At 28.2% G+C, this 17,179-nt stretch carries 1 protein-coding gene; it reads right to left on the bottom strand.

Annotation, left to right across the window (positions count from 1 at the left end; genetic code table 11):
• Positions 1–11: 11 nt before the first annotated feature.
• A complete protein-coding gene (locus OCU47_RS02470) occupies positions 12–17,177 on the bottom strand; it encodes a non-ribosomal peptide synthase/polyketide synthase (RefSeq protein WP_261827011.1) in 17,166 nt (5,721 codons plus the stop codon).
• Positions 17,178–17,179: the final 2 nt, after the last annotated feature.

Raw genomic sequence — 17,179 nt, 5'->3', positions numbered from 1 at the left:
AAACTTTGGAATTAAGATTGTTTTATTTCTTCTAAAATTTCATGTGGAATTCCATTCATCAACACTAAGCTCATCTTGTTCTTAAAAACGTATATTGTTACTCTATACAAATAATAGAACTTGTTTTTTATACGTTGATCTTTAAGTTCATAAAATTCTTTAATTACCTCTGCTTCATTTATCTCCCTTTCACCACTAAAATTCATATGAAATCTTGATTTTTTCAATATTTTTAAAATTTCTTCTCCCTCTCTAGTGTCTTTAAACTTAGAACTAGACATATAATAAAGATTTACTTTCTTACTTTTACAGAACTTATCATCCTCCATTTCTTTTTTTAATTTGCAATATTTAACACTCATTTCACCCATATCAAAAACAATAGGATTAAAACTACGACAATCACCTATAATATTTGAAAAATTGTATTCTCCAAAGTTTCTCCAACCACTCACTATATTAAGTGGTATTTTTTCCATATTAAATATTCTATTTAGAATGCAGCATGTTAAATATATTGCTATTGAACTAAAATCATCCCCTTCTTCCAAATATTTACTAACATCATATTCTAATATAACTGGCTCTGAAAATATTATATTATCAGATAATCCTTCAATCTTCTTTTCAAAACAACAAGAAAACTGTTCCAATTCATTCTTTAATTTTATAAAATCATTATCCATCATTGTATCATTCAATTTATTAACATCATGTTCTTCATTTACAAACTTTATCAACTTATTGTAACTAGTCTCTTCTAATATTGATTCATAACTACCTTTTTCTTTTATTTCATTATAAATTTTATAAAATTGTTTATTTAAGATATTCTTACTTGCAGCATCAAAAATTTTATGATCAAATCTAAATACTACCCTATAACTTTTCATATTTTCTTTTAATATAATAATTCTATATAAAATATCTTTTCCATCAAAATTGTATTCCCTGCGTTGTATATTATCAATTCTAGTAACCTTATTACTTAAGTCCTCATATTGAATTGAATTTAAATCTGAAATATCTATATAATTTAATTTTAAACTGTTAATTGTATCAAACTCTATAAAATAGTTCTTGTTATCTTCCTTTATAATAGTTGATCTCAACATCGCGTTTCTATTTATTAACTCTTTAATTGTTTTCACAATATTATCTACACTGATTTCATTTTCTATCAAAATTGTCATTGCAATTATTGGAACTTCATTTCTTTCTATAAATTCATCTTGTAAATAAAAAGTTCTATATTTATTGATAATCTTATTATTTACAATTTGATCTCTTAATTCATTACGATAATTATTAAATAAGATAATTTTATCTAAATAATTTTGTGACTCACCTTTTTGAGAATTAATAAATCCAATAAATTCATTCTTCGTTTTAAATAGATGCCAATTATCATTCCACTTATCAAATTTGAGTATAAAATTAGGAATAAATTTAATTGAGTAATTTTCTTTAATATACTCTACTATTTCATTCTCTCTACTATTAGTAAATAAAGTAATGTATTCTTCATTCTCTACTATCGTATTAACTAATCTACACTCAGTTATATTTTTATTTAATTCATCTTCTATTTGTTTTATTGTTATTCCTGTATCTATTTTTCTCCCTATTTCATCTGCCATAGCAACTATAGTTGAATTAGAATATATACTATTTAAACTTAATTCATACTTAAATTCTTTCTTTATTTTATCAATTAATATTATTACATTTAATGAATTTCCACCCACTTCGAAAAAGCTATTATTTATTCCTATTTTTTCAAATCCTAGAATTTCACTCCAAATTCTTGCTAAAGTTTTTTCAATCTTGTTTCTTGGAGCTTCATACTCAATTAAAATTGCATCTAGATTTGGCTCTGGAAGCGATCTTCTATCAATTTTTCCATTTTGTGTTAATGGAATTTTGTCTAATTGCATAAAATAAGTTGGTATCATATATTCTGGCAATGTTTGCTTTAGGTAATTCTTCAATTTTAGTTCTTCAAGAGAAAGATCACTTACAACATATGCACATATATATTTCTCCTTATTTTCTTTATTTTCCTTAACTAAAATGGCAGCCTCTTTAATAAACTTATGTTGTAACAATCTATTTTCTATCTCACCAAGTTCTATTCTGAATCCTCTTATCTTAACTTGGTTATCTATTCTTCCTAAGAACTCTATATTCCCATCTGGTAACCATCTAGCTAAATCTCCAGTTTTGTACATCTTAGTTCCCGGTTCAAATGGATTGTCTACAAACTTTTCTGCTGTTAATTCTGGTTTATTCAAATATCCTCTTGCCAATACGTCTCCGCCTATATAAATTTCCCCTGCTACGCCTACTGGTAAAAGCTTGCTATTGAAATCTAATATATATATTTGAGTGTTATTTATTGGCTTTCCTATTAGCACCGAATTTCTATAATTTTTTTTGTAATCATATTTATGAATAATACATCCAACTGTAGCTTCGGTTGGTCCATATTCATTTATTATCTCTATTTTGTTATCAAATAAATCACTAACAGACTTAGCTACCTTCCCCGTCAACTCTTCTCCACCAACAATAAACCTTATGATAGATTTATTTATATCCATCATATCTTTTACTAAACTTAAATGTGCTGGTGTTAGCTTAATGATAGATTGATTTTCTCCACAGAAAACCTTCTTTATAAGTTTATCAATTTCTACATTCTCATGTATAATAATGGAATTCCCACTTACTAATGGAGTAAAAATAGATGTTACAGTTAAATCAAATGATACAGAAGTATATAACGGCATATATAATTTTTCTTCAATACAATAGTTATTCTTTGAATACTCTATATAATTATTTAATGATTTATGCTCAATCATTACACCTTTAGGATTACCAGTTGTTCCTGATGTATAAATTACATATACTAAATTATTTGAACTACTTATTTGTTGTAGATTACTTGGATCATTTACAAATAAATTTTCATTAAATAAGTCAATAATTTCACCATCAAACTCTACAGATTTCACCAAATCATGCATGCTTAACAGCATTTTACTTTCACTATCCTTTAGCATATATTCTATTCTTTCCTTAGGATAGTTCGGATCTATCGGTAAATAAGCTCCACCAGCTTTTAATATTCCCATTATTCCTACAAGCATCTCCAGAGATCTTTCTACCATTATTCCTACTATAGAATCAGCTTTAACACCTTTATCTCTTAATAATCTTGCTAGACTATTTGATCTTTCATTTAACTCTCTATAAGTTAACTTTTTATCTTCAAACACTACTGCGATATTATCTGGCGTTCTTTCTACCTGAGCTTCAAATAATTCATATATTGTTTTATCTTTTGGATACTCTATATTGGTATCATTAAACTCATATAGTATTTGATTTCTTTCTGCTTCTGATAATAAATCAATTTCTTTTAATTTTATTTCTGCATTCTTTGCTATGCTATCTAAGATTTTTGTATAGTGCTTACTTAATCTTTCTATTGTTTCGTTGTTAAATAGTTTTGAACAATAGTCTATAGTAAAGCTTAATTTTTCATCATTCTCTAAAGCATTTAATGTTAAGTCAAATTTAGCTACTTTATTTTCATTATTATATGACTTCAATACAATATCATCTAACTTAATATCTACACCAGTTACTGTATCAACCATATTGAACATAACATCAAATAATGTATTTCTACTTGTATCTCTTCTTATGCCTAACTTTTCTACTAAAGCTTCAAGTTGATAGCTTTGATTTTCATAAGCCTTTAGAGAATTTTCTTTTACTTCCTTTAAGAAATCTATATATTTCTTATCTCCTTCTGGCTTATTTCTTAATGCTAGTGTATTTACGAACATACCCATTATATTTTGAAGATCTGCATGTAGTCTTCCAGCTATTGGCGTTCCTATTACTATATCTTCTTGTCCACTATATTTTGATAGAAGTATATTAAATGCTGATAGTAATGCCATATGCATTGTAGTTCCTGTTTCTTTTATAAGCTTTCTTAATTTTAGAGTTACTTCTTCATTTAGTTCAAAACTCACACTGTTTCCTTCAAAACTTTGCATAGCTGGTCTTTCGTAATCAGTAGGCATATTTAGTACTGGTATTTCATCACTAAATCTACTAATCCAGTATTCTTCTTGCTGCTTCATTTCTTCTGAGTTTAAAAAGTTATTCTGCCATGCCGCGAAATCTTTATATTGAAGTTTTAATGGTTTTAGAGTCTTTCCTTCATACATTTCAGTAAACTCATTTATTAATATCTCCATAGATAAGCCATCAGATATTATGTGATGCATATCTACTAATAAATAATATTTTTCATTATTTTCTACAAGTTCTACTCTAAGTAATGGAGCCTTCTCTAAATCAAAAGGTCTTACAAAGTTATTTATTATATCTTTTATATTGCCATTTTCATTTATATGCTCTAACCTAAATTCATAATTATTTTGTAACCTTTGTATTATTTCACCATTTAAAGTTTCAAAATAGGTTCTTAATGCCTCATGTCTTTGTACTAGTTTTCTAAAAGTCTCTTCTATTTTCTTCTTGTCAACTTTTCCTTCTAGTTCAAAAACTGCTGGCATATTATACGCTATGCTATCTTTATCAAATTGTTGAAGCATGTACATTCTCTTTTGTGCTGAAGATGCTTCATAGTACTCTTTTTCTTCTACTTTTTCTATCTTTGAATAAGGATTTTCTTCTACACTTTCAATATACTTACCCAACTCTTTTATTGTTGATGATTTAAATAACTCTTTTAATGGAACTTCTTTATTTAATTCCTTATGAATCTTAGACATAAGCATTGTTGCTTTTAAAGAGTGTCCTCCTAAATCAAAGAAGTTATCATTTATACCAACCTTGCTAATTCCTAATACTTCTCTCCATATTCTCACTAAGGTTTTTTCCACTTCATTTCTTGGCGCTTCATATTCAGTTAAAGCTACATCTCGATTTGGTTCTGGAAGTGCTCTTCTATCAAGCTTTCCATTAGCTGTTAATGGCATATTTTCTACTTGTACAAAGTAAGCTGGAACCATATAGTCTGGTAAACTTTCCTTTAGATATTCTCTTAAATACAAGTCTTTTACTTCTTTATTGCTTACTATATACGCACATATATCTTTTTCGCTTTCTTTGTTTTTCTTTACTAAAACCACTGCTCCTTTGACATTTTCATGTTGTAATAGTCTATTTTCTATCTCACCAAGTTCTATTCTAAATCCTCTTATTTTAACTTGATTGTCTATTCTTCCTAGAAACTCGATATTTCCATCTGGTAACCACCTTGCTAAGTCACCTGTTTTATACATTTTAGCCCCTAAGTTAAATGGATTATCCACGAACTTTTCTGATGTTAGTTCTGGCCTGTTTAAATACCCTCTTGCCAACCCATCTCCAGCTATACATAACTCTCCTGGTACTCCTATTTGAGCTAGTTGGTTATTATTTAATACATATATTTGTGTGTTACTTATAGGCTTCCCTATTGTTATCTTCTCTTCTTTATTTAAAAATTTAATTGTTGACCATATCGTTGTTTCAGTTGGTCCATATACATTATAAACATTTAATTTTTCATAATGCTTCAATTCTTGTACCAAATTGGTCGAAATTTCTTCGCCTCCAACTAATAGTGCCTTTATCCCTCTTAGTGACTTTTTAATCCTATTGCTACATAAAAGCATATTTAATCTTGATGGAGTACTTTGCATTAGTTCTACATTATTCTTCTCTATAATTTCACTTAGTTTTTCTCCATCAATATGTTCTTCTTCGCTAGCAACTACTACTTTTAATCCTTGAGTTAGTGGTACTAACGTTTCTAATCCAAATATATCAAAAGAAATTGTAGTAATACACAATATACTTTGGTATTCTAATAACTTTATTTCTTTAGTTATACCCTGTATAAAGTTATTAAACTGTTTGTGCTCTATCATAACTCCTTTTGGTTTTCCTGTAGAACCCGATGTATATATTACATAAGCTAAATCACTATAATTATTGATCTTATTTAAGTTACTATTATCATCTATAAATATATTTTCATCTGTAATATCTATTATATTTCCACTAAACTCTAAGCTTTTAGTAACTTTACCTGATATAACTAATGTATCTACCTGAGCATCATTAATTATATACTCTATTCTCTCTTTTGGATTCGTAACATCTATCGGTAAATAAGCTCCTCCTGCTTTAAGAATTCCCATTATTCCTATAATCATCTCTAAGGATCTTTCTACCATTATTCCTACTATAGAATCAGCCTTAACCCCTTTATCTCTTAATACTCTAGCAAGGCTGTTTGATCTTTCATTTAACTCTCTATAAGTCAACTTTTTATCTTCAAACACTACTGCGATATTATCTGGCGTTCTTTCTACCTGAGCTTCAAATAACTCATGTATTGTTTTATCCTTTGGATAATCTACCTTTGTATCATTAAACTCATATAGTATTTGATTTCTTTCTGCTTCTGATAATAAATCAATTTCTCTTAATTTTATTTCTGCATTCTTTGCTATGCTATCTAAAATTCTTATATAGTGACAGCTTAATCTTTCTATTGTTTCCTTCTTAAACAGTTTTGAGCAATACTCTATAGTAAAGCTTAATTTTTCATCATTTTCTAAAGCATTTAATGTTAAGTCAAATTTAGATACTTTATTTTCATTTCTATATGACTTCAATATAATATCAGCTACCTTAATATCTATACTGGTTACCGTATCAACCATATTGAACATAACATCAAACAATGGATTTCTACTTGTTTCTCTTCTTATATCCAGCTTTTCTACTAAAGTTTCAAGTTGATAGTTTTGATTTTCATAAGCCTTTATCGAATTTTCTTTTACTTCCCTTAAGAAATCTATATATTTCTTATCTTCTTCTGGCTTATTTCTTAATGCTAATGTATTTACGAACATACCAATTATATTTTGAAGATCTGCATGTGATCTTCCAGCTACTGGTGTTCCTATTACTATATCTTCTTGTCCACTATATTTTGATAGAAGTATATTAAATGCTGATAGTAATGCCATATGCATTGTAGTTCCTGTTTCTTTTATAAGTCTTCTTAACTTTAATGTTATGTCTTCATCAACTTCAAAAGTTACACTATCTCCTTCAAAACTTTGTATAGCTAATCTTTCGTAGTCAGTAGGCATATTTAGTACTGGTATTTCATCACTAAATCTACTAATCCAGTATTCCTCTTGCTGCTTCATTTCTTCTGAGTTTAAAAAATTATTCTGCCATGTTGCAAAATCTTTATATTGAAGTTTTAATGGTTCTAGAGTCTTTCCTTCATAAATTTTGGTAAACTCATTTATTAATATTTCCATAGATAAACCGTCAGATATTATGTGATGCATATCTATTAATAAATAATATTTTTCTTTATTTTCTACAAGTTCTACTCTAAATAGTGGAGCCTTCTCTAAATCAAAAGACCTTACAAAGTTATTTATTATATCTTTTATATTGCCATTATCATTTATATGCTCTAATCTAAATTCATAATTATTTTGTATCCTTTGTATTATTTCACCATTTAAAGTTTCAAAATAGGTTCTTAATGACTCATGTCTTTGTATTAGTTTTCTAAAAGTCTCTTCTATTTTCTTCTTGTCAACTTTTCCTTCTAGTTCAAAAACTGCTGGCATATTATACGCTATGCTACCTTTATCAAATTGTTGAAGCATATACATTCTCTTTTGAGCTGAAGATGCTTCATAGTACTCTTTTTCTTCTACTTTCTCTATCTTTGAATAAGGATTTTCTTCTACACTTTCAATATACCTGCCCAACTCTTTTATTGTTGGTGATTTAAATAACTCTTTTAATGGAACTTCTCTATTTAATTCCTTATGAATTTTAGACATAAGCATTGTTGCTTTTAAAGAGTGTCCACCTAAATCAAAGAAGTTATCATTTATTCCAACCTTCTTAATTCCTAATAATTCACTCCATATTCTCACTAAAGTTTCTTCCACTTCATTTCTTGGGGCTTCATATTCAGTTAATGATACCCCTAAGTTTGGTTCTGGAAGTGATCTTCTATCAAGCTTTCCATTAGTTGTTAATGGTATGTTTTCTATTTGTACAAAATAAGTTGGAACCATATATTCTGGCAATGATTCTTTTAAGTAGTTCTTTAAATTTAAATCTTGAAGATTTTTTTCACTTACAACATATGCACATATATATTTCTCATTATCTTTACTTTCCTTAACTAGAACAGCTGCCTCTTTAATATTTTCATGCTGTAATAGCCTATTTTCTATCTCTCCAAGTTCAATTCTAAATCCTCTTATCTTAACTTGATTATCTATTCTTCCTAAAAACTCTATGTTTCCATCAGGTAGCCACCTAGCTAAATCTCCTGTTTTATACATCTTTGTTCCCAATTCAAATGGATTATCCACAAACTTTTCTTCTGTTAAATCTGCCCTATTTACGTATCCTCTTGCCACCCCATCTCCTGATATGCATAACTCGCCTGGAACTCCTATAGGTAAAAGGTTATTTTTGTTATTCATAATATACATCTTAGTATTGCTTAATGACTTTCCTATAGGTATACTGCTACTCTTGAAATTTTTTGCTATTGAATACATTGATGAATAAATTGTTGTTTCTGTTGGTCCATACAAGTTTTCCAAATTTATAGTTTTAAATTTATTATAGAATCTACAAACTATATTTGATTTTATTTCCTCTCCTGCAACAAATAAATATTTTAAACTCCGAACTTTATATAAATTTTTTTCAGGTATTTCATTAAAAATACTTAGCATAGACGGTACAAAATTAATTCGAGTCACATTAAATTTATGGACACAATTTATTATAGATGTCAAATCCATATGCTCATTTGGTTTTATTATAACTAAAGATGCACCTCCTCCTATAAACCACCCAAATAATTCAGTTACTGATACATCAAATGTATATGTTGTTTTTAGCAGAAAAAAATCTCTATCTTCTAATGGATATCTTCTACTAAGAGATATTAATGTATTAACTACACACCTGTGCTCTACCATTGTTCCTTTAGGATTCCCAGTCGTTCCTGATGTATAAATAACATATGCCAGATTACTTGAAGTGTTTATTTTATTTGGATTACTTACATTACCTTTAAATAACTCTTCATTAAATAAATTTATAACTTCTCCATCAAACTGTATATTATCAATTAAATTTGCCGTGCTTAATAAAACTGTACTTGCACTATCCTTTAGCATATACTCTATTCTTTCCTTAGGATAGTTCGGATCTATCGGTAAGTAAGCACCACCAGCTTTTAGTATTCCCATTATTCCTACTATCATTTCTAGTGATCTTTCTACCATTATTCCTACTATAGAATCAGACTCAATCCCTTTATATCTTAATACTCTAGCAAGACTGTTTGATTTTTCATTTAACTCTCTATAAGTCAACTTTTTATCTTCAAACACTACTGCGATATTATCTGGTGTTTTTTCTACCTGAGCTTCAAACAATTCATGTATTGTTTTATCCTTTGGATAATCCACCTTTGTATCATTAAACTCATATAGTATTTGATTTCTTTCTGTTTCTGATAATAAATTAATATCTTTTAATTTTATTTCTGCATTCTTTGCTATGCTATCTAAAATTCTTATATAGTGGCAGCTTAATCTTTCTATTGTTTCGTTGTTAAATAGTTTTGAACAATAGTCTATAGTAAAGCTTAATTTTTCATCATTCTCTAAAGCATTTAATGTTAAGTCAAATTTAGCTACTTTATTTTCATTATTATATGACTTCAATACAATATCATCTAACTTAATATCTACACCAGTTACTGTATCAACCATATTGAACATAACATCAAATAATGTATTTCTACTTGTATCTCTTCTTATGCCTAACTTTTCTACTAAAGCTTCAAGTTGATAGCTTTGATTTTCATAAGCCTTTAGAGAATTTTCTTTTACTTCCTTTAAGAAATCTATATATTTCTTATCTCCTTCTGGCTTATTTCTTAATGCTAGTGTATTTACGAACATACCCATTATATTTTGAAGATCTGCATGTAGTCTTCCAGCTATTGGCGTTCCTATTACTATATCTTCTTGTCCACTATATTTTGATAGAAGTATATTAAATGCTGATAGTAATGCCATATGCATTGTAGTTCCTGTTTCTTTTATAAGCTTTCTTAATTTTAGAGTTACTTCTTCATTTAGTTCAAAACTCACACTGTTTCCTTCAAAACTTTGCATAGCTGGTCTTTCGTAATCAGTAGGCATATTTAGTACTGGTATTTCATCACTAAATCTACTAATCCAGTATTCTTCTTGCTGTTTCATTTCTTCTGAGTTTAAAAAGTTATTCTGCCATGCCGCGAAATCTTTATATTGAAGTTTTAATGGTTTTAGAGTCTTTCCTTCATACATTTCAGTAAACTCATTTATTAATATCTCCATAGATAAACCGTCAGATATTATGTGATGCATATCTATTAATAAATAATCTTTTTCTTTATTTTCTACAAGTTCTACTCTAAGTAATGGAGGCTTCTCTAAATCAAAAGGTCTTACAAAGTTATTTATTATATCTTTTATATTGCCATTATCATTTATATGCTCTAACCTAAATTCATAATTATTTTGTAACCTTTGTATTATTTCACCATTTAAAGTTTCAAAATAGGTTCTTAATGACTCCTGTCTTTGTATTAGTTTTCTAAAAGTCTCTTCTATTTTCTTCTTGTCAACTTTTCCTTCTAGTTCAAAAACTGCTGGCATATTATATGCTATGCTATCTTTATCAAATTGTTGAAGCATGTACATTCTCTTTTGTGCTGAAGATGCTTCATAGTACTCTTTTTCTTCTACTTTTTCTATCTTTGAATAAGGATTTTCTTCTACACTTTCAATATACTTACCCAACTCTTTTATTGTTGGTGATTTAAATAACTCTTTTAATGGAACTTCTTTATTTAATTCCTTATGAATCTTAGACATAAGCATTGTTGCTTTTAAAGAGTGTCCACCTAAATCAAAGAAGTTATCATTTATTCCGACCTTTTTAACTCCTAATACTTCACTCCATATTCTCACTAAAGTTTTTTCAACTTCATTTCTTGGTTCTTCATATTCAGTTAAATTTGAGTCTAAATTTGGTTCTGGAAGTGCTCTTCTATCAAGCTTTCCATTAGCTGTTAATGGCATATTTTCTACTTGTACAAAGTAAGCTGGAACCATATACTCTGGCAATATTTCTTTTAGGTAACTCTTTAAATTTAATTCTTTAACATTTTTTTCACTTACAACATATGCACATATATATTTCTCACTATCTTTGTTTTCTTTAACTAGAACCACTGCCTCTTTAATATTTTCATACTGTAATAGCCTATTTTCTATCTCTCCAAGTTCAATTCTAAATCCTCTTATTTTAACTTGATTATCTATTCTTCCTAAGAACTCTATATTTCCATCAGGTAACCATCTAGCTAAGTCTCCTGTTCTATACATCTTTCTTCCTAGTTCAAAGGGATTATCTATAAACTTTTCTGATGTTAATTCTGGTCTATTCAAGTAGCCTCTTCCTACGGCAGCCCCACTAACAAATATTTCACCTTTAACGCATACTGGAACAACTCCCAAGTCATTATTCAAAATATAAATATTACTATTGCCTATAGATTTTCCTATAGGTATAGCTTTCTTTCCATCCTCACTTCCATTTATCTTATAAAAAGTTGAACATATAGTAGCCTCTGTTGGCCCATATCCATTTACGATTTCAATATCACAATTTAGATCATAAAATCTGCTTAAAGTTTCACCTGTTATTGCTTCAACACCAACTAATATCTTATTTAACTTAATATCATTTTTATACGATATTAACTCTTCATAAACACTTAGCAGTAATGAAGGAGGTATATATGAGAATGTAACATTATTGTTCAATATTAAATTACTTATTTCCTTTGGATCAAAAGTTTTATGCTTATCATTTATGACTAAGGTTGCTCCACTTGTTAATGTTACAAAAAACTCACAAACACTTACATCAAATACATAGTTAGTTAATGATAAAACTATATCATTTGAATCAAATCCTTGATCAAATTGTTCACTAAAACAATTTATAAAGTTATTAACATTCTTGTGTTCACACATTACACCTTTAGGATTACCTGTAGTTCCTGAAGTATAGATTACATAAGCTAAATCACTTGACATATTTATTTTTTCTAAGTTTTCTGATTCATTTTTAAATAACTCTTCACTAAATAAATCTATAACTTCTCCATCAAACTCTATATTATCAATTAAATTTGCTGTGCTTAATAGAACCTTACTTTTACTATCTTCTAGCATATATTCTATTCTTTCCTTAGGATAGTTCGGATCTATCGGTAAGTAAGTACCACCAGCTTTTAGTATTCCCATTATTCCTACAAGCATCTCCAGAGATCTTTCTACCATTATTCCTACTATAGAATCAGCTTTAACACCTTTATCTCTTAATACTCTAGCAAGGCTGTTTGATCTTGCATTTAACTCTTTATAAGTCAACTTTTTATCTTCAAACACTACTGCGATATTATCTGGCGTTCTTTCTACCTGAGCTTCAAATAACTCATGTATTGTTTTATCCTTTGGATAATCTACCTTTGTATCATTAAACTCATATAGTATTTGATTTCTTTCTGCTTCTGATAATAAATCAATTTCTTTTAATTTTATTTCTGCATTCTTTGCTATGCTATCTAAGATTTTTGTATAGTGCTTACTTAATCTTTCTATTGTTTCCTTCTTAAATAGTTTTGAACAATAGTCTATAGTAAAGCTTAATTTTTCATCATTCTCTAAAGCATTTAATGTTAAGTCAAATTTAGATACCTTATTTTCATTACTATATAGTTTCAATATAATATCATCTAACTTAATATCTCCACCTGTTACCGTATCAACCATATTGAACATAGCATCAAACAATGTATTTCTACTTGTATCTCTTCTTATATCCAACTTTTCTACTAAAGTTTCAAATTGATAGCTTTGATTTTCATAAGCCTTTAGAGAATTTTCTTTTACTTCCTTTAAGAAATCTATATATTTCTTATCTCCTTCTGGCTTATTTCTTAATGCTAGTGTATTTACGAACATACCCATTATATTTTGAAGATCAGCATGTGGCCTTCCAGCTATTGGCGTTCCTATTACTATATCTTCTTGTCCACTATATTTTGATAGAAGTATATTAAATGCTGATAGTAATGCCATATGCATTGTAGTTCCTGTTTCTTTTATAAGCTTTCTTAATTTTAGAGTTACTTCTTCATTTAGTTCAAAACTCACACTGTTTCCTTCAAAACTTTGCATAGCTGGTCTTTCGTAATCAGTAGGCATATTTAGTACTGGTATTTCATCACTAAATCTACTAATCCAGTATTCTTCTTGCTGCTTCATTTCTTCTGAGTTTAAAAAGTTATTCTGCCATGCTGCAAAATCTTTATATTGAAGTTTTAATGGTTCTAAAGTCTTTCCTCCATACATTTCAGTAAACTCATTTATTAATATCTCCATAGATAAGCCATCAGATATTATGTGATGCATATCTATTAATAAATAATATTTTTCATTATTTTCTACAAGTTCTACTCTAAATAGCGGAGCCTTCTCTAAATCAAAAGACCTTACAAAGTTATTTATTATATCTTTTACATTGCCATTATCATTTATATGCTCTAAGCTAAATTCATAATTATTTTGTAACTTTTGTATTATTTCACCATTTAAAGTTTCAAAATAGGTTCTTACTGACTCATGTCTTTGTATTAATTTTCTAAAAGTCTCTTCTATTTTCTTCTTGTCAACTTTTCCTTCTAGTTCAAAAACTGCTGGCATATTATACGCTATGCTATCTTTATCAAATTGTTGAAGCATATACATTCTCTTTTGTGCTGAAGATACTTCATAGTACTCTTTTTCTTCTACTTTTTCTATCTTTGAATAAGGATTTTCTTCTACACTTTCAATATACTTACCCAACTCTTTTATTGTTGGTGATTTAAATAACTCTTTTAATGGAACTTCTCTATTTAATTCCTTATGAATCTTAGACATAAGTATTGTTGCTTTTAAAGAGTGTCCACCTAAATCAAAGAAGTTATCATTTATACCAACCTTCTTAATTCCTAATACTTCACTCCATATTCTCACTAAAGTTTCTTCCACTTCATTTCTTGGAGCTTCATATTCAGTTAAAGATGCCTCTAAGTTTGGTTCTGGAAGTGCTCTTCTATCAAGCTTTCCATTAGTTGTTAATGGCATCTTTTCTACTTGTACAAAATAAGTTGGAACCATATATTCTGGCAATGATTCTTTTAAGTAGTTCTTTAAATTTAACTCTTGAAGATTTTTTTCACTTACAACATATGCACATATATATTTCTCATTATCTTTACTTTCCTTAACTAGAACAGCTGCCTCTTTAATATTTTCATGCTGTAATAGCCTATTTTCTATCTCTCCAAGTTCAATTCTAAATCCTCTTATCTTAACTTGATTATCCACTCTTCCTAAGAACTCTATATTTCCATCAGGTAACCATCTACCCAAGTCTCCTGTTCTATACATCTTTGTTCCCACTTCAAATGGGTTATCTACAAATCTTTCTGCTGTTAAGTCTGGTCTATTCAAATAACCTCTCGCTAATCCATCTCCACTTATATATATTTCTCCATACACACCTATAGGTGCAATTTGATTTTTAGTATTTAAAATATATATAGATGTATTTTTTATAGGTTTACCTATAGATATATTTTTTATTTGATTCATTTTTTTTGCTTCTATTAAATATATACTAGAATCTACACAACATTCAGTTGGACCATAAACATTACTTATCTTTATGTTTGAAAACATTCTAAATATATTTCTAACATGTTGCTTTTCTAATTTATCTCCACCAATTATAAGTTGTTTTAAATTTAATTTACTTTCTTTACTTATAAAATTTGCTATCATGCTTAAATGAATTGGAGTCCCATCTGATATATCTATACAATTTCTCTCATAATATTTTAAAAGTTCCTCACCATCTTTTCGTGTATCCTCTGGAACAATATATAAACTATTTCCACTAATTAATGTTGTAAATATCTGTTGTACTGATGCATCAAAATAATATGGTGCTACAATTGCCACTCTTAGCTTATCGGTATACATGTTATAAATGCTCGTCCTTAATGCATAAACTAAATTATTAACATTCTTGTGCTCACACATTACACCTTTAGGATTACCTGTAGTTCCTGAAGTATAGATTACATAAGCTAAATCACTTGACGTGTTTATTTTATCTAAGTTTTCTGGTTCGTTTTTAAATAGCTCTTCATTAAACAAATTTATAACTTCTCCATCAAACTCTATATTATCAATTAAATTTGCTGTGCTTAATAAAACCTTACTTTTACTATCCTTTAGCATATATTCTATTCTTTCCTTAGGATAGTTCAGATCTATCGGTAAGTAAGCACCACCAGCTTTTAGTATTCCCATTATTCCTACTATCATTTCTAGTGATCTTTCTACCATTATTCCTACTATAGAATCAGCCTTAACCCCATTTTCTCTTAGCACTCTAGCAAGACTATTAGCTCTTTCATTTAACTCTCTATAAGTTAACTTGTCATTTTCAAATACTACTGCAATATTATCTGGAGTCTTCTCTACCTGAGCTTCAAATAATTCATGTATCGTTTTGTCCTTTGGATAATCTACCTTCGTATCATTAAACTCATATAGTATTTGATTTTTTTCTGTCTCTGATAATAAATCAATATTTTCTATCTCAATATTAGGATCAATTAATAAATCTTCTATAATTCTTTCTAAATAAATTCCTAACTTATCAACAATAATTTCATTTATTGATAAATTATTAAAATTAAATTTAAATTCAATTCCGTCAAAAGTCAATATTTCTAAGGCCATATTATAGTTTGTTTGCTCTATAATTGAACATTCTTGTATAGATAATACATTGCCTTTATTCGCCTCAAAATCTAACGGATAATTCTCTATAGTAACTATAGAATTGAAAAGATCTTCATTAGATTTCATTCCGCAATACTCTTTTATATCTATTAAAGATGTATTTTCAAAACCTTTCCTTTCATTAAGACTTTTATCTAAAGATTTAATTAATTCTATTAATGTAGTTTTCTCATCAGATTTTACTCTTAATGGGACAGTATTTATAAATAATCCTACCATTTTATCTACGGAACTTATATTTTCTGGTCTTCCTGAAACTGTTGCACCAAATAGAACTTCCTTTGAATTGTTAAATTTCTGAAGTAATACTCCCCAGGCTCCATATAATATGGCTGATAATAAAATCTTATTTTCTTTTGAAAAATCTTTAATTTTATTTACTTTAATATCATTTATCTTGTATGATATTTCTTTATGAACACCAGTATCTTTAAAACTAAAGTAATCATCTCTATCATCTAACCCATCTAGATAACTTGACCAATACTTTTTCTCTTCTTCCTTATTTACAGAACTTAAATACTTAACAAATTGACTAAACTTTGGTTTGTTAATCTTTTTAAGCTCTTTTTCTTCATATAAGCAACTATACGCTTCCATAACTTCCTTCAGTATTATTCCATTACTCCAACCATCATACAAAATATGATGATTGCTTACAATCATCTCATGAGTATTTGCATCTAACTTACATACGTAAATTCTTAAAGTTTCTCTTGTTATATCTATCCTATTATCTAAATCCTTTAATTTAACTTCTTCTATTAAACCTTCTTTATCTTCTTCATTTACAAAATCTAAGTATTTTATTGGGATTTCATATTGCTTAAGAACAACTTGTATTGGTTTCTCAATTCCTTTCCATCTAAAAATTGTTCTTAACATTTCATTATTATCTATTACAAACTGCCAAGCTTTTCGTAATAACTCTATCTTTAAATCTCCTCTAAGAGTTAAACTTAATTGCTCATGATACATATTACTTTCTTCATCACTAATATAGTGAAACAACATTCCTTGTTGCAAACTAGTTAATGACATAAAATTCTCTATGTTATTTTTATCCAATACACCATGTTTTACCATAT

Source organism: Clostridium sp. TW13, from assembly GCF_024345225.1.
In the GTDB taxonomy this organism is placed as follows: domain Bacteria; phylum Bacillota; class Clostridia; order Clostridiales; family Clostridiaceae; genus Inconstantimicrobium; species Inconstantimicrobium mannanitabidum.
The sequence above is the reverse complement of the archived record's forward strand: the minus strand, read 5'-3'. Positions and strand labels throughout refer to the sequence as shown.

Excerpts from the sequence above, each read along its gene's own strand:
- OCU47_RS02470 (WP_261827011.1), bottom strand. The coding sequence starts at position 17,177 with ATGGTAAAACATGGTGTATTGGATAAAAATAACATAGAGAATTTTATG.